This window comes from uncultured Bacteroides sp., assembly GCF_958445495.1.
In the GTDB taxonomy this organism is placed as follows: domain Bacteria; phylum Bacteroidota; class Bacteroidia; order Bacteroidales; family Bacteroidaceae; genus Bacteroides.
Genome location: NZ_CAUCSQ010000004.1, coordinates 1 through 17,834 on the forward strand (window position 1 = coordinate 1; position 17,834 = coordinate 17,834).

9 protein-coding genes are annotated in these 17,834 nt (G+C 43.3%); 1 reads left to right on the top strand and 8 read right to left on the bottom strand.

The genetic code is table 11. The features are described 5' to 3' along the window. Nucleotides 1-93: 93 nt before the first annotated feature. Genes Q5076_RS02465 through Q5076_RS02500 form a run of 8 tightly spaced genes read right to left on the bottom strand, consistent with a single transcriptional unit; the run spans nt 94 to nt 15,251 of the window. A complete protein-coding gene (locus Q5076_RS02465; protein WP_303010650.1) occupies nt 94-927 on the bottom strand; it encodes a DUF1573 domain-containing protein in 834 nt (277 codons plus the stop codon). Nucleotides 928-940: 13 nt separating this feature from the next. After that, nucleotides 941-3,028, bottom strand: coding sequence for a S8 family serine peptidase (locus Q5076_RS02470; protein ID WP_303010651.1), 2,088 nt, complete (start codon nt 3,026-3,028; stop codon nt 941-943). A 50-nt stretch (nt 3,029-3,078) separates the two neighbouring features. After that, entirely contained in the window at nt 3,079-5,061 is a 1,983-nt protein-coding gene (locus Q5076_RS02475; RefSeq protein WP_303010652.1) for a BACON domain-containing carbohydrate-binding protein, read from the bottom strand. 18 nt (nt 5,062-5,079) lie between these two features. Then, on the bottom strand, nt 5,080-7,806 hold the full coding sequence (locus Q5076_RS02480) for a DUF4458 domain-containing protein (protein ID WP_303010653.1): 2,727 nt from the start codon (nt 7,804-7,806) through the stop codon (nt 5,080-5,082). A gap of 36 nt (nt 7,807-7,842) precedes the next feature. Then, nucleotides 7,843-9,801: a DUF5003 domain-containing protein gene (locus Q5076_RS02485; RefSeq protein ID WP_303010654.1), complete on the bottom strand. Its 1,959-nt coding sequence runs from the start codon at nt 9,799-9,801 to the stop codon at nt 7,843-7,845. A gap of 21 nt (nt 9,802-9,822) precedes the next feature. Continuing rightward, nucleotides 9,823-10,734 carry a DUF4984 domain-containing protein gene (locus Q5076_RS02490; RefSeq protein ID WP_303010655.1) on the bottom strand — a complete coding sequence of 304 codons (912 nt, stop codon included), beginning with the start codon at nt 10,732-10,734 and terminating at the stop codon, nt 9,823-9,825. An 18-nt stretch (nt 10,735-10,752) separates the two neighbouring features. Beyond that, nucleotides 10,753-12,288 (bottom strand): RagB/SusD family nutrient uptake outer membrane protein, encoded by a 1,536-nt coding sequence (locus Q5076_RS02495; RefSeq protein ID WP_303010656.1) that lies wholly within the window; start codon nt 12,286-12,288, stop codon nt 10,753-10,755. 20 nt (nt 12,289-12,308) lie between these two features. Next, nucleotides 12,309-15,251 carry a TonB-dependent receptor gene (locus Q5076_RS02500; protein WP_303010657.1) on the bottom strand — a complete coding sequence of 981 codons (2,943 nt, stop codon included), beginning with the start codon at nt 15,249-15,251 and terminating at the stop codon, nt 12,309-12,311. Nucleotides 15,252-15,877: 626 nt separating this feature from the next. Between Q5076_RS02500 and Q5076_RS02505 the strand changes: the two genes are divergently transcribed. Then, nucleotides 15,878-17,803: an NAD(+) synthase gene (locus Q5076_RS02505; protein WP_303010658.1), complete on the top strand. Its 1,926-nt coding sequence runs from the start codon at nt 15,878-15,880 to the stop codon at nt 17,801-17,803. The last annotated feature ends 31 nt before the right edge of the window (nt 17,804-17,834 follow it).

Below are 17,834 nucleotides of genomic sequence, written 5' to 3' on the forward strand. Positions count from 1 at the left end.
GGAACCATATAAACAACTGTACTACAATATTTTAATTTATAGAACTCCTCTTAATTTAAAAATACTTTTCATATCTTCTTTTGATTTTTATCGTTATTCAATACGGTTTATTTTAATATCCAATGTCCGTTCCGACAATGTTCCGCCCACTCCTTCCATGACAATGGGAAAAGCGAACGAATCCCTTTTCTCTGCAAAAAACAATGAAACATCTATCGTAACTATTATATCAGCTTCATTGCCCGGATCAATCATTTCCGGTTCTGTACGAAAACTCATAAACTCCGGCATATCCGAAACCGATAAACGCAACGGTTCCTTTCCGCTGTTACCACACAAAATCCGTTCAGACGGATGCTCACCCGGATTCAAATTCTTAAATTCCATCCGTTTCTGTTTCAACCTTAATTTACCCATCGCATACGGGTAACGTGCCCATCCGTCCGCTGCAGGCAATACATTCCCTATTAGCGTAAGACGTGCCACAGGTATTTTATCTGACAAAGAAAGATAAATAAAAGCATCCGTATCTATCGTTCCGGGATGATTCCTCGGATTGTAAGTCAATGCAATATTTCTTTTCTCACCGACAAGCATTTCCCCGATAAAAGTGTCTGCCGCCGTACAGCCGCAAGTCGTTCGCACACGGATAAGATTTATGGTTTTTCCGCTCACATTCGTACACGCAAAATAAAAGGTTTTCGGAGCTTCATCCTCACTCAATGTCCCGATATTCAGCACCGTCTCTTCGAACCGCAGAATCTGTTCTCCTTGTTCCATCAACGGCGGATTTATCAGTGAATCAACCTTTTCCTGCAAAACGTCTTGCTTCTGTGAAGCAGAACGGACATTCCGGGCTTCAACCTCCCGGAATTGTCCGACTGCCACGCATAATAGAGATAACCGTATCCAAGCAATTGGTTTCATTGATTATCAGGAATTACATCCAACCGTTATTATTAGCTTTCTTGCGGACAGTTGCGGTAATGACCTGTTCGCTCCCATTGCTGACTTTCACTGCAATACGGGCCGTACCGGTCTTTACCCCGGACACCTTCATAAACGTTCCGTTTACAACTACCGCAGCAGTAGTTTCATCGCTTGATGTACAAGTATAAGTCAACTTTTCGCCATCTACAAAATAATAAGCAAGATTCAGAGTCGAAACTTCATTTTCTGCTACATACACATTCGGTACTAACATATCCGAACCGTTCCCCTCGATATTGTCAAGCAATATTCCGGCATCGGCCAATCCCGCTCCCATCTTGCCTACATATCTCGACAAGCTCACCCTTGTGGGCGAACCACCCGGAGAAAGATGGTTACGATAATAAGTTTTCACTCCACCGGTAGTGTACCAACTGTCCAACGGTTTGGCTGATTTTTTCAATAATTCAACAAACTCACTTGCTTTAAAATGCCGGCGTTGTTTAACAGCGTAAGATAATCCCAAAGCCGCCACCCCCGATACATGAGGACAAGCCATTGACGTACCATCCATAAACCCGTAAACCGGAGAGCCATTTTGTATCCATGTAGAGAGGATAGACCCCGAATATATACCTTCTGTCCAACTTTCGGGATCTTCCTGCCCCAACGGATTATAATATTCCGTATCGCCACCGGGAGCGGAAATCGTCACTTCCGTACCATAATTGCTATAGCAAGCCGGAGTAAAATCGGCTGCCAGTGCACTTACCGAAATACATTTGGAATAAGCGCCGGGAAACCCAGCCATTCCCGCGTATTCGTTACCGGCAGCGAAAATAATCAATCCTCCGTCAATCACTCCGTTGGGAGAACCGGCATTATTGATAAAATAGTCCAATGCTTCCTTTTCCAACGGATAAAGATTTCCCCATTCTTCTTCCGATCCCGGACCGGGAGTATATCCGTCAATCATACTGCCCAAAGAAGAATTGTATCCCCAACTGCACTGCAGAATAACGGCGCCGTTATCGGCAGCATATTTGATAGCTCTGGCTTCCGCATCCAATGTGACACCACTTTCTCCGGAAAACACCTGACATGACATAAGTTTGACGCCCGAATTTTTCGAACCGTCGCCGCCGGCAATACCGCAAACCCCTCTGTCGTTGTTGTTCACAGCGGCAATAGTTCCGGCAACATGAGTTCCATGCCCTGAATCACTGGCTTCCGACCATGAAATAACCCCGGTATTACTTACGAAATTGTAACCATATTTATCGTCTTTATATCCGTTGCCGTCAGCATCGGTATCGGCATACAATTCTTCTCCTTCATTTACCCAGATATTATCCGCCAAATCGGGATGAGTATTCATGACACCTTCATCCAATACGGCAACAATGATAGACGGATCACCCGTACATTTTTTCCAGGCTTCCGCGCAGCCGACATCACAGCCCACTTCCGAACCGTTGTGCAATTCATTCATATCGTCAAAATCATTATGCCCGCTATTGGCATAATGCCACTGATAAGACAATCCGGGGTCAGAGAAAAAGTTTGTTTCCGTTACGGCACGCACAGCCGTTTTTTGCCGCAAAGCGCCTTCATTGATATAACTCCGGTAACCATCAGTCCTATAAGCACGCTGAATACGACCGTTGGCCTGTACCTTTGATATTTCACCCAATTTGCCAAGACGACCGGCAGCCTTCTGCAAGTCTGTATCCCCATCGAACTTCACCCGATACCACAAGTGTAACCCGGCGATACGGGTACGTTCTTCGTTTTTGGTATCCACAGGAAATATACGTTCAAAATGATATGCACCCAAAATATCCAGTACTTCATCCGTAGAAGGGATTCCGGAACGGGTCATAGCCCCACCGCTTCTGGTTGCCACCGTAAGAGCCCGGTCAAGAATCTCCGTCATGGCAGGATCAAACTTAATCAGCAACTCACCGGAAGTACCGTCAGCCGGAAGCTGAACTTCCGTCCCCCCTGCGGGGGCGGACGGTTGTTCAATCGGTTCTTGCTCCGAACACGCGGCCAACATCAAGGCAAACAGTGCCGTATATAAGATTTTTTTCTTCATCGCTTCTTTTTAAAATTATTCTCGTTAATGATATTCATTCCGCAATTATGCTAATTTGTCGTATCCGATGATACAAATTTCCTGTAATACAATGGATAAGCAACTCCTTTAACCTTTTGGCCTGTTCCCTGCTCTCCTTTCCCATAGTAATAAGAATAATCGTAATTCACAACATCCACATTATCAAACCCGACAGCACTTCCTAGCGTATTTTTACCATCTTCCTGCTGGTTAAAGACCAGAGTCATCGGATTCCAATATGCAAAATAAGGATGGAACAAAATCCAGTTCGGGACCGTACCGGTCAAAAAATTCAAGTTTAAATAAATGGTACGGGTAAACGGTAACACACGCGGAATATCCTGACCGCAGACCGGAGTTTGTTTTCGGTATGCAACCAGATTATCCTCTGTCGTCAACCATTGGCAAGTATCAGTTGACAATTTATTCTGGTACACGGAAGGAGTAGTAGCCAATTCACTCTCACTAAAGAAATCATCAGCCTGGTAAGTCATAGGTTTACCGGCTGCTTCCAGTGCAACTTTCATTTCCTCATCCGTAGGAAGTTCGCCTTCAATGAAGTTGTTAAACATCATCAGCGAAAGCAAATTGTCCCAAGTAAGTAATTTCAAGAAAGCCTCCCTTTGCGGTTTCCCTTGCGAAATATCGATATGCAACCCTACATTCCGTCCGTTGTATTGATTATTTCCATTAATCAGAGTCAAATCCCTTAATGTTTCCGTAATGCGGCAACCACCCAACGACAAATGTCTTAGATGTGGGAAATTCTTTTCATTCACCGTATTTGTAATGGTTGATAACATCTGAAAATTATTGCCTGAGAAGTCCAAATATTCCAACTTTTTACCCAATTGAGCAAAATTATCCGGTAATGTCTCTATGCCTACAGAGAACATCGTCAGACTCTTCAGATATTCCAACTCGCCGATTTCCTCTCCCAAAGAAATAGTACGTCTCTGTCGATTGGCATTGCTCCGCAATGCAAACGATTCCAGATATTTCAGATGACGGATTTCTTTCGGCAGTGACTCACCGTCTGACAAATCAATCATAGTGAAACTTACAGAACGTACACGGCCTACGGCCTCAGAAGGAAGCTCGCCGTTTTTAATTTCTTTGTCAGTAGCTTCCCAAAGCGTCACAAAATTCCAATTCAACAGACTCTCACTGGTATCAAAACTCATCATGGACTGAAGCTTGCTGTTAATCGTGATAATAGCTAATGAGTCACCTGCGCGGTTATCTTCAATTTTCATAGCAGCTTTCTGTGTTACAGTAAGTATCACCGCGTCTATTTCACTGCCTTTATCATCCACCAGCTTGTCTTCCGAGTTTGCCGGAACCAAATGGATTTTAGCCACACGGGTATATGGAGCCACATTCATTCCCCAACGAAAATCAACCTTTATCGTACGCGGACGCGCTCCCCTGTCAAAGGCCATCTCCAAATCTTTGTTTTCCGGCAACGTTATCCAGTTAGTACGCTCACTTTCCATCTCCAGCTTTTCTTCATTACTCATTGCAGATTCTTCCGCAAAAGAATAATCAATCTTTTCAATCCTGAAACTGACATTTGCCGAAATAGTAGCTCTGAGATAACGTTTCGCATAAATTTCCGAACTCAGAATTTCCACCTCCGGCTCTTTCACCAGAATTTGCTTGCCAAACCCAAACTGCGTGACCGTAACCAGTCTCGGTTCCCGGCCGTCTGCCGTAAAACGCACCTGCGTCGTACGTGCAGTATTGGTCAGTGTAGAATCTATAGCCAGCTCACATACCGCCGAACCCAAACCATTTGCCGGTGAAACCGCTATCCAAGGTTGGGACGCGCGCGCCACCCACTGATTACCGGATGAAACGGCAATCTTCTCCGTACCTCCTTCAGCACCGACGGTAACCTCTTCCCTATCTACTGTTATGCCATCAATTACCGGTTCATCATCATCCTTACACGAAGTTATCAACCCCGCACAAAAAATCAGTCCTAATGTTATCTTATTCAAATATTTCATTCATCGAATCTTTTTATGTTATCGTTCAATACCCAAAGCATCACAACCGCGAATATCCTGCGTCGTGTCATAAAACAACATGTACATGCCTGCCTGAATGTAGGCACATACACTGGTTACGTCAATAGCGATATTCGGATTATCCGCAATATCCAATATATAAAGTTGCGGTGTCAGAGTCTCACTTACTTTACGGATATCATTTGATCCGATTTGCAATTGGAGCAGACTCGGACAAGCAGTAATACCTGTGGGCCATTCACGTAGGATACGGTTACCTTCCGCATCACGTTGATGACGGATACCAAAAGCTTTCAACTGACTACTGTTCAACGGTTGTGTCGGAAATTTGGAGAAACAATTGAAACCGACATCCATATTACTCAAATAAGGCAAAGTCGTTGCCCGGAAGTCATCGGACAAACTAGTCAACTTATTGAAACGCAAATCTATGCTAGTTAATAAATGCGTATTCTTATAGTTCCCGTTTTTAGGTTTAAGCGAATTCTCCGGAATCGATTTCATCAGATTGTTACTCAAGTCGATAGTCGAAATCGGAGAGCCCGCCGCAAATAACTCGGTAGGGAATTTCACGATTTTGTTGTATGACAAGGTTACCGTACTGGCATTAATCCCTTTATAATCCTCCATCGAACAATCTATATTATCACCGTCCAGACCGATTTCATTATATGAAAAATTCACAGACCCCATGATATATACAGACTTGGCATTAAAGATATTCGGAATGTATTTCAGTTTATTATGAGAAAAACTCAAGCCTTCAACCTGCTCGGTAAATGCACAAAAATCTTCCGGAATTTCCTCAATCCGGTTATAGTCCAGCATAAGCTCCGACAGCTTGACATCCGTACCGAAAGCTTCCACCCGCTCTATGTTGTTATGAATGCAATCGAGTAACCCCAGCTTTACCATTTTCCGCAAAGATGCAGACTCCGGAAATCTTTCCAGGTTATTATAACTCATATAAAGAATCTGCAGCTTGGGACCTGTATTTTCATTATCAGCCAACCTTGTCCAGTCCGCCCTTAACTGAACGGGGCCAATCCCTTTGTTACAAGCAATATTCAACAGTTGCAACTCCGGCAAAGCATATATAAATTCCGGAATCTGCGTTAGATTCCGACAGTTATATAATTCCACATCCGTCAAATCTTTCAGATTACTCCAACTCAATTCCTCATCCGCATACTGTTTGGCATATTCAGAATCGGCATCCTCCCATTCGGTAGCGATGTTCTGGAAGGTGATGGGCGAATTCGCCAAATACAACATCCGTAATTTAGTCAACCGCTGGATAGCTTTTGAAACAAATGTGATATGATTGGTAAGGCCGCCTATTTGCGTATCCTTCAATGTGATGCGATTATTTTTCTTTATCGGTTGTTGTTTGCCGTCACGGTTTATACCATCCTGTATCAGTTCCGACATATTCAGACGCGGGTCATAATCTAAAAATGTCTTCTTGTAATGCATACGTATTCTCTGCTTCTGCTCCTCGTTCATGTCCGGGGTCATTTCGTCTTCGCCGAACAACCTTCCACTCAAGGTCTCGCCGTGAGTTCCGAAAGCAAGCGTCTGTAATTCGGTCAACTGTCCGATAGCGTCAGGAACACTGCCTTTGGCTCCGAATCCGGCAAACGAAAGTCCTATGACACGGCCGTTGTCATCCAATTCAACTCCCGGCTGATTTCCCCACAAGTCCAATTCCTTATTGAAATTCCAATTCGAGCTGTAGACTGTATTATTCACGACACCACTGTTATATTTCCAATTCTTTCCATCCAATGCTTCCCAGATTTTCTTCAAAGCCTTATAATCTTTGATATATTCCGCAGTTTCCATTAACTGAATAGGCACATTAGCATCTTTCGTCCACTCATTGTCTTTCACGACAAAAGATTTTCCCCTGACAGACTGGGTTTCCAATTCCGGCCTTGTAATGCCTTTCTGGGAATAAGTAGTATATGACACAACTTGATAAGTACCGGCAGGAAGCCATACGGCAGAATCACACGTCGCCACGCCGGTATCCATATACTTGTCATTGGGATTATCCGGGTTCTGATGTTTTTCAGAGTCTTCCTTATAAGTGACTTTCATTCCCTTCAACGGAGTTACGACACGATTGAAAGTATTCATCACCGTAATGTCAACATAACGGATATTGCTGAACAAATATTGACCGGCCGCACGTGTGACAGTTCCGTTGCCAAGTCCTTCTTTTGTCAATTTGAAGGTTACAGTTCCACGCGATACCGCGTCTACAGTCAATGCCTGCTCCCGAAGTCCTCCGCCGACAACGGTAAATTCATTGTCCTCTCCGGCAGGTCCAGCGAGCAAAACATCATCGAGTTTACCATACAGATAATAACCGACAATCTTATAAGTACCAGCCAACAGTTGCAATTTATCACTACGCAATCCATATTCCGCATTGTCCGCATTATATGCGTTCAAGGGCAAAGTCTGCGAAACGGTTGTCCCGTTATGCATCATCACAACCATTATCTTCTGTGCGTCCGACAGCGATTCGAGTTTATCCGTCACGCGAGTGGTTGTTCCTCCTTCAAAAGATGCGCTCTTATAGAGCCTGAACTGCACATAACCATATTGGCTTTGCAGCGCCTCGTCATCGTCGGAACATCCTGTTGCCACTGCCACCAGCAGCAAGCCGGCAACAAGAGGCAAAAGGAATATCGAGTATAATTTATGTAGATTCATTTAATCTATATTATTCGTTTGCTATTAATATATCATTCAGTTTCCATTCTTACTGGCTACTATCCCATATATTTCATCATTTTCGCAAGTAACCGCAATCAATACGGTTTTACCTTCAAGAGAACTGCCTCCACCGAACCATACATTTATTTTCCCTATCTGCTCATTACCGAAATCATTATATCCCCATGCGCAATCTGCAGACGAAGATGCCGTTATATCAGTTCCGTCTCCACTGCTCAAATCATAAACTTTAAACGACCGGATGGCGGAAGGAATCATTTCGATATCCATTGATTGGCCCGATGTTTTATAAATACCCGTCAAGTTATGCATATTGATAAGCGTTTGCGCATCACTTCCGTTATACACAACAGGAGCAGTGCCATTAGCCACTACGAATTTTTGCTGCTCATCTCCGCCTCCGGAAACATGGCTTGTCCGGACAATCAGCATCGCTTTCTCATTAGCCGCCTCACCCGAAACAACAATAAAGATATCTCTGCCATTAGCAGAAGCGGCCGACACGGTTATCAGATTTCCCGAACCGTCTATGACACCAACCGCATCTGTTCTATCGTCCAAATAATAACACCTATAATCCATAAATTGGAAAGCAACGGTCACATACGTAATATCTACCGGTTGCTTGATTTCAGTAATTCCTTGCACTCCGTAAACAGACATCAAATCACTTGCATCATCCCCCGTATAGGTTGTACATTCAATACTTGCTCCGGTATTTATATCCTGTGCAGAAAAGAATTGTGTTTCACCACCGCTTTTTATTTCCTTTTGAGTAAATTGGAAGACAAGATTCGCCTGTTCATATTTTCTAACAATTTCTTCACCATCAATAATTGCCGCTTCCAGATTCTCTTTTATACTTTCATACTCCACAGCAGAGAACACGAGTACATACCCGACACGTTCAGCGGGTTCCCAAGACTCCGGAGCATATGCATCCACAAGCAATTTAACATTACCATCCCCGTTGTCATCCTCACAACTCATCCATTCCTCATCAGGACTCACGACATACAGTTCATCATTGAATTTTCCTTTTTCAACAAATACAACCTTATAAGCATCTTTCAAAGTCTTTACAGTAAACGGCAGGCGGTTTTTGAAAGAAATGCCGCTGCCTCCCGTACCTGCAATTCCACCTCCACTTTGAGTAAAAGTCTTTCCGTCCAAAGATACAACCCAATCATATTGATTGGAAGACGGACGAGTCAAATCCATTACCCCCGGAGTCATGCCTTCATAAAAGACTCTGAAAGACCGGAAGGCTCTTCCTTCTTCGTCGGAAAACGTGATTACATTCTTTTCACTGGCTTCAACCGGATACTTCTCACGACTCTCATTTTCGATTATTTTCAGACCGCCTTTTACTTTCTGGTTCACAGCTCCTACAAGAGAACCTCCTTCCAACTCTACCCATCCCGGCAAATTCGTTGCAGCAAAACGGAAATTAGCCTGTACGCTAAACTGGGCAAAATCTTTGTACCCGACTTCAAGCTCTCCGTCTCCGGCAATCTCATTCCCGTCTTTATCGTATATCTTTAATTCATAATTCACAGCCGAACGGGTAACCTCTCCGATTACAATTGTCTGCCCACCCATTGTCAATTCCAATTTAGCTACACTAATATTATCCACCTTCTGATTATCATCGGTAACTATAAGCGTCACGGTATATGTGCCTGCAATTCCGGACAGAATAAACTCTTCCGTATCATTCGTTTGTAATTTACACCAAATAGCAGAAGAAGCCAGACTCCAATCGGCATTCGCCGTAAAAGTAAACTCCCTTGTTTCGCCGGCATTGCAAATAAGGTTCTGCTTTTCGGGAAATACCGGGACCACTGTATCATCATCGTCGTCCGAACATGCAGCCAGGCAGAAAGCCATGAGCAAGCCGACAAAGAGGTAACTCTTGCATAATGTTTTTATGCCGGAATCTCCCAGTAATTTTAAACTTAACTTTTTCATATCCATCATTTATATTGCTTTTTAATATCCTTGTTCTTTTAATTTCTCAGCTTCTGCCTCATCTATCCATTCTATAACATTGACAAATGTGCCTACCGTACCATATAGTGAACCGTCTCTGTTATTCACGCTTAATGTAACATACTGTAAAACATAATCTTCGTTGGTATTATAGAAAGAACTATAGGCGGCAGGCTGACTAATCCTCAACTTGCCGTCTCCGTGAATGGTATTGAACACCTCTCCGGTTGTCGCGCAAACCTGCTCTTCCATTTCGAGCGACGGCTTCAAAACATCTTTCCTGTTGAAAGTTATTTCTGTATCATAACCGTCGAAATAAAGTCCGTGTATGGCAACCGTATTCTCCTTATCCTTCACAACATCGGAAGTCACAAGACGCAAATCGACTTTTTTCGGACAGTAATCCGATGAGAAATAAGTAGAGGTAATCTTACAATACCCGGTAAAGTTCTTGACATCAAACGGACAGACCTTCTGTATCACGACCTTTGTCTCAGTTCCGTATTCATACATCCCCCATTGTTCCGCATCCGGAATTATAAGCCGTAAAGCAAAACCGAGCGAATCGGTAATCTCGATATTCTCATAAACGCCCTGTACCTCTATGTCGGCACTTCTCTCACCCGCCTTAATAGTAAGGGTATTAGATAAAATTCTATAATGTTTGCCTTCAACGGCATTACTTTCCCGCTCTACCACCTCGACGGCAAAAGTACGGTCGTAATTGGCAGAGACCGTGGCGGAGACAGGAACTTTGAATATTTCATTTGTTTCTTGCACGGCATAAGTATAAAGCGTGTCAGAAAACATAAGATAATTGTCCTCGCTGTACACCGCCTTGTCCTGCTCGCATCCGGAAAAAGTTGCCAGAGCCATGACGACTGCCATACATCCTATTAATAAATTCTTCATCATCGTATGCTTTTAATCTTATTTATTACTTTCATTCGGTTTAATCTGCGAACCGGGAGCATCCAATTCATGTTGCGGTATAGGCCATACAAATAAAGGATCGTCAGCTTCCACCTTCAGGCTGTTTCCGTTTGCCAGGGACTGGTCTTGCGGTTTGCGTTCGAATCCTTTATGCCAACGCTTCAAGTCGTGCAGACGGAACCCTTCCATATATAGTTCCTTCACACGTTCGGCCTCGATGACATCCATCGCGTTAGAAGCATTTAAAAGGGTAGAACCTCCATAAGTGGAATAACGTGCCGTACGGAGAGTCGTAATATCTTTTCCGGCACGTCCGTAATCCGGCTGCTCTTTTTGCACATAAGCTTCAGCGCGTATCAGATATTGTTCCGACAAGCGCAAGACTTTCGGCATGGAAACGTGAAGAATACCCGCATCATAAAACGTATCGTTACCAAAATATTTTATCAGTAAAGGCCATGAAAGATGGTGGCTATAACCGGTAGTATATAACTGGAAAAAAGTAGACGCACGCAAGTCATTATTATCATACGAATTGATAACCCAGGTTGCCGGTACGTAGTCAGGACGGACATTACTGTAATCATAATTAAAGAATATCTCTCCCAAACGTCCTCCGTAAGAGTTGACCGTGAATCCCACCTTCCAAATAACTTCGGTAGAAAGGTCCTTGCTCCACATATATTTATAATAACTTACACCGGATGAATATTCCTTGGTACAACTGGACAAAAGGAAGTAATCGCTGTCTATTACCTTACCGGAATACTTGATAGCCTCATCCCACTTTCTCATATAAAGGGCTACTCGTGCACGCAAAGCATAAACGGTATATTCGTTGAAATAAGTAGCATTATTAAACAAGGCATTATCCCCGGAAGGAGTATAGTCTTTATCCAATGCCAGTAACTCTGCAGCCCGGTCGAGGTCTTCAAGGATAAACTGATAAGAGTCTTTCAATGAAGCGCGTTTCATCTCTTCATTTCCCAAATAATGTCTGGTCAGGACAACCCCAAGTTGATTTTCTGCATCTTCATCGCTCTCATAAGCCTTACAGAAAAGCTTTACCAATTCCGAATAAGCAAGCGCACGGGCCAGACAGGCTTCCCCGCGGCACTGGTCAATTGTCTCCAAATCTGCATCGTCTGTCGTATTTTTTATAACTCCGTCTACACGGTCAAGCAGAAAGTTACAACGGTTGATAACAATGTATAATCCGGCATAAACAGCCTCAATACTCGTATTGGTAGCCAGAATATTTTTCCATCGCCAATTATCCCCATATACATTCGTATTTCCATTTACCCCATACACAAAATCAGCCTGTAAGTCGGGTAGCAAGGTAAGTTTTCCGGAATATAAGGCACTATTTTTAAAAGCGTCATAAATACCCACTACTGCCAGATTCACATCATCTACCGTCCGGATAGCTTCATCGAAAGGAATGGAGTCATCAGGCATCTTGTCGAGACAAGAAGCAGCGGAAAACACTACAACACTCAATAGGATGTATAATTTAAATTTCTTAATCATCTTTCTTTAATATACTATAGTTAGAATGAAACTTCAATACCCAAAGTAAACTGACGTGAAGCCGGATACTGCGCCCGATAAACATTATTGGCAACTTCCGGGTCAAGTCCGGTGAAGCCAGTCCATGTCAGCAGATTCTGCCCTTGCAGGAAAACACGTGCAGATGTGAAGAAATTCGTTTTCCTTAACAACGGTTGCGGAAGCGAATAACCTAGCGTCAAATTCTTCAAACGGAGGAATGAAGTATTTTCAAGAAAACGGTCGTCAAGTTGCGCTACCACTCCATAGCGGGGAATATCCGTCATATCGCCCGGCTTTTTCCAACGATCATACAACAGGCGTTTAGACTGGTTATATGAACTATACAGACCGTTGCTTTCCTCGAAAAAGCGGTCATTATTCATCACATAACGCCCCGCCATCCAAGTGAACTGCACCGATAACGAAAGTCCTTTCCACGAGAGGGCAGTCCCGAATCCGCCCGTCCACGGCGAATCATAAGTCTTGCCGGTCATAACCTTATCTCCTTCACGATATTCGGTAGTCAGTTCACCGTTTGCAGTGTACCATAAAGCATCTCCGTTGACAGGATTCACTCCGGCATAACGATTCAGGAAAAATTCATGTGTGGGATGTCCGACTACATATTTTAGTCCGGTAGTTGAATTTACATACTCCTCTATCCCATTGTAAAGTTCCAACAGTTTATTCTTATTATAAGAAACATTCGCACTCAAATTCCAGATAAAATCTTTCGTATGGATTACATCACCGTCAATCGCAATTTCCACACCCCGGTTCATCATAGCTCCAATATTCTCCCAACGGCTGGCTTCACCGGTCGCAGCATATGACATAGGAACAGACATCAGTATATTCGTTGTTTTCTTATGATAAAAATCAACGTTTACATTCAAACGATTAAAGAATCCCAAACTTACACCGACATTGTTTGCCCAAGTCTGTTCCCAACCCAAGTCTTCATTTCCGCTCTGTAAGGGATAAAGACCGGCCTGGTCGTTATAATTGGCTTTTCCGGAAACAAGAGCAAGATGGTCATAATAAGGTATATCCGAATTGCCCGACGTACCGGTACTCAATTTAATCTGTGCATGGGTCAACCATTTCACATCTTTGAGGAAAAGCTCGTTCTTGATATTCCACATAAAGCCCAATGACCAAAAAGCTCCCCAACGGTGGTCTTTACCGAAGCGGGAAGAAGCGTCCGTACGTACGGCGGCTTCAGCATAATACAGATCCTTAAAATTATATTCGCCACGAAAGAAAAACGACAAATAAGAGTAAGCATTCGTAGAATCAATCCATGAGGAGGCGCGTGTACCGGAGGTGACATTGGTTAACCTGTCATGATTCTGTCCCCTCGTCACCACCTGAAAACCGGTCGAACGATAGTCTATTCCCTCTTGTCCGAGTAGGAAATTAAAAGAATGGTCTTCATCCGGCGTCCAACGGTAATTTGCCGTAAGAGTTTCGGTCAGATTCAGGATATCCGACGAACTGCGTCCGGCACGACCGGATTTATTGTTAATGACATAACTCGGATAAGACCGCATAAAAGCCGTAGAATGTGCATAATCAGCACCAAACTGTGCACGGACCGTCAAATTCTTAATAGGGGTTACCTCCATAAAGACCGTAGACAACAACTTATATTTTTCATGGCTTACAGGATTATTTGCCATCCATTCAATAGGATTCTGCCCTATCCCTGCCCAAGTTCCATCGTTTTCCGATGCCAAAGAGCCGTCTTGATTATAAGGGCTCCAATAAGGCAACATAAAACGCGAACCGGAAATAGGAGTATAAAGCGCCATTTCACCTTCTTCAGCCTGCTCGACTTCTTCATAAGCCATCATTGTGTTAGTACCTACTTTTAACCAATTACTCGCCTTAACTTCTGCATTAGCCCGGAAATTATAACGACGGAATGAAGAATTCTGGGCAATACCGTCCTGGTCATAAAATCCTCCCGAAACGTAATAGTTCAAACGGTCGGTGGCACGGTTGACAGATAGTTCGTAACTTTGCAAAGGAGCACGGTCATTAAAAACCTCATCCAGCCAATTGACGTCGGTGCGTGAAAGAAGATTATAATCCTGCCCCGCATCCAAACCGATTTCTTTTTCAAACTGAATACGTTCCGGAGTGTTCATCATCATCCAGTTATCCTCCGATGCCAACTGCGAAAAGCCCCACTGCGCACGCATAGTCACCTTTGCCTTGTCTAACGCCAATCCGCGTTTGGAAGTTATCACAACCACTCCGTTTGCCGCACGGGCTCCATAAATAGAAGTGGAAGAAGCATCCTTCAATACAGATATGGATTCTATATCCCCCGGACTGATTGTATTAAAATCGGCACTGGAAATAGGCACGCCGTCTAAAATAAATAACGGGGAAGTACCCGAATTGATAGAATTAGTGCCCCGAATCTGGAAAACCGCCGATTTACTGGGTTCCCCCGAATTGGAGATTACTGTCAACCCCGGCGTTTGTCCCTGCAAGGATTGGTCGAACCCGGCCGCAGGCACATTTTCCATTTTTTCGGCCCTCACGGTAGATACGGCTCCGGCAATCGTTCCTTTTTTCCGGGTTCCATAGGCTACCACTACAACTTCGTCTATCAATGCAGCATCCGAAACCAGGCGGATATCCAGCGTACCGGTTCGGGCGTTAACTGCATGTTGTTGAGATTGCATACCGACATAAGAGAACAGCAAAACCGTATTTGCCGTACCTTTAATCTCAAGAGTGTAATTACCATTAACATCGGAAATTACACCATTCGTCGTACCCTTCTCCAATACAGACACCCCAATCATCGGCTCATTGTCTTCAGCCGAAACGATGTGTCCCGTTACCTTATATCCTCCCTGTGCAAAAAGCACGAAAGGGATATTCAGCAGAGTAAAGAGTACAAACAAGAGAATTGATTTTCTCATCTTTGATACTTGAATTTAAATTAATGAAATTGATTTATTATACAGATTTAATCCACTCTAATCAGGAGGATATCATAAAGTAAGGGTATAACATTCCCTTTAGGACAATAATAAATGCAATTTCATTATCGGCCTGCAAGACATTAATAATCTTACTATATAAGACAGGAGGAATTAACTTGGTTCGTTCTTTATATTACGCCAAATATTCAAATAAATTTCTTCTGTAGCAACAATACAAATAAAATGTGTGTCCATCTCTCTTAAGTTATAAAGTACAATATCGTTTGTCCGGTGTTATTTGTCGATATTCTTAATTTGGATACAAATATAAATATTATAGTTAAATAATGAAAACAAAATGTCCCATTTTTTATACCAAATTTCTATGATTGTCTTTTTTATCTTAAAATCCTTGAATATCATTCAATAAAGTGTAGGAAATCCTCTAAAAGTATTCTCTATTCAAGCTACAGCTTACTTTTTGACATATCATTGACTATTCAAGAAAACGATAACAAGAATTATGAAAAATGTCTCTCAAAGAGGATTCAGCACGGAAAGGGGGAAAATTCAAAACTATTTCCTACTTTTGTACCTATTATATATAAATAATTAAGTGTAAGATGAACTACGGATTCGTAAAAGTAGCGGCGGCCGTACCACATATAAAGGTGGCGGACTGCAAATACAATGCTGAGAAAATAGAAAGTCTGATTGTAATAGCCGAAGGCAAAGGAGTGCAATTCATTGTCTTTCCGGAAATGAGCGTTACCGGATATACGTGCGGAGATTTATTCGGCCAACAGCTATTGTTGGAAGAGGCAGAAATGGGATTGATGCAGATTTTAAACAATACCCGCCAATTGGATATCATTTCTATTGTCGGTATGCCCGTAGTTGCCGGTTCAACGGTTATCAATGCCGCCGTAGTCATTCAAAAAGGCAAAATACTGGGAGTGACAGCAAAAACATATCTCCCGAATTACAAGGAATTCTACGAACAGCGATGGTTCACTTCCGCTCTTCAACTGACGACAGATCATGTGCGGTTATGCGGGCAGATTGTCCCCGTAGGCGCCAATTTGCTTTTCGAGACAGCAGATACTACTTTCGGAATTGAGATTTGCGAAGACCTTTGGGCCGCCATTCCTCCCAGTTCTTCACTGGCACTGCAAGGAGCGGAAATCCTGTTCAACATGTCTGCTGATAATGAAGGTATCGGGAAGCATAACTACCTCTGTTCTCTTATCAGCCAGCAATCTGCGCGTTGCATCGCAGGATATGTATTCTCGTCCTGTGGTTTTGGAGAATCCACTACGGATGTGGTCTTTGCAGGCAACGGATTAATCTATGAAAACGGCAGCCTTCTCGCACGCAGCGAACGTTTCAGCATGGAAGAACAACTTATCGTCAGCGAGATTGATGTGGAACGGATACGTGCAGAACGCAGAATAAATACTACTTTTGCCGCTAACCGGGCGAACCTCAATCATCAAAAGGTTATTCCCATCGCCACGGAATTCGTAAACAGCAAAGCGCTTGCCTTAACCAGAAGTTTCAACCCGCATCCGTTTGTTCCGCAAGGTAACCGGCTGAACGAACATTGCGAAGATATATTCTCCATCCAAGTGGCGGGTTTGGCACAACGCCTTGTCCATACGGGAGCGAAAACTGCCGTAATCGGTATCTCCGGTGGGTTGGATTCAACATTGGCATTACTTGTCTGCGTAAAGACTTTCGACAAATTAGGATTGTCACGAAAAGGAATTCTCGGAGTCACTATGCCGGGCTTCGGCACAACCGACCGCACTTACCACAATGCTGTCAGCCTGATGAAATCATTGGGGATATCCATTCGCGAGATTAGCATAAAAGAAGCTTGTATCCAACACTTTAAAGATATAAACCATGACATAAACGTACATGACGTCACGTATGAGAATTCCCAGGCACGGGAACGTACGCAAATCCTGATGGACGTAGCCAATCAAACTTGGGGAATGGTTGTCGGTACAGGAGATTTGTCGGAACTTGCATTAGGATGGGCAACCTACAATGGCGACCATATGTCAATGTATGGCGTAAATGCGAGTGTTCCCAAAACATTGGTAAAATACCTGGTGCAATGGGTAGCCGAAAACGACATGGACGAAGCTTCCAAGGCTACACTGCTTGACATTATAGACACCCCTATCAGCCCGGAATTGATTCCGGCAAATGAAAACGGGGAAATCAAACAGAAGACGGAAGATTTGGTGGGTCCCTATGAATTGCATGATTTTTTCCTTTATTACTTCTTGCGGTTCGGTTTCCGTCCTTCCAAGATATTTTATCTGGCAAACATGGCATTCAAAGACATTTATGATGAAGAAACTGTCAAAAAATGGCTTTCTACTTTCTTCCGGCGTTTTTTCAATCAGCAGTTCAAACGTTCCTGCTTACCCGACGGTCCTAAAGTAGGCAGCGTCTCCATTAGTCCAAGAGGTGACTGGCGGATGCCCAGCGATGCAAGTTCAGCTATATGGCTCAAAGAAATAGAGGACTTATAAAATATTCCATTAATAACAGACAGTATGCCAC

Excerpts from the sequence above, each read along its gene's own strand:
- Q5076_RS02470 (WP_303010651.1), bottom strand. The coding sequence starts at position 3,028 with ATGAAGAAAAAAATCTTATATACGGCACTGTTTGCCTTGATGTTGGCC.
- Q5076_RS02495 (WP_303010656.1), bottom strand. The coding sequence starts at position 12,288 with ATGATTAAGAAATTTAAATTATACATCCTATTGAGTGTTGTAGTGTTT.
- Q5076_RS02500 (WP_303010657.1), bottom strand. The coding sequence starts at position 15,251 with ATGAGAAAATCAATTCTCTTGTTTGTACTCTTTACTCTGCTGAATATC.
- Q5076_RS02480 (WP_303010653.1), bottom strand. The coding sequence starts at position 7,806 with ATGAATCTACATAAATTATACTCGATATTCCTTTTGCCTCTTGTTGCC.
- Q5076_RS02465 (WP_303010650.1), bottom strand. The coding sequence starts at position 927 with ATGAAACCAATTGCTTGGATACGGTTATCTCTATTATGCGTGGCAGTC.
- Q5076_RS02490 (WP_303010655.1), bottom strand. The coding sequence starts at position 10,734 with ATGAAGAATTTATTAATAGGATGTATGGCAGTCGTCATGGCTCTGGCA.
- Q5076_RS02485 (WP_303010654.1), bottom strand. The coding sequence starts at position 9,801 with ATGAAAAAGTTAAGTTTAAAATTACTGGGAGATTCCGGCATAAAAACA.
- Q5076_RS02475 (WP_303010652.1), bottom strand. The coding sequence starts at position 5,061 with ATGAAATATTTGAATAAGATAACATTAGGACTGATTTTTTGTGCGGGG.
- Q5076_RS02505 (WP_303010658.1), top strand. The coding sequence starts at position 15,878 with ATGAACTACGGATTCGTAAAAGTAGCGGCGGCCGTACCACATATAAAG.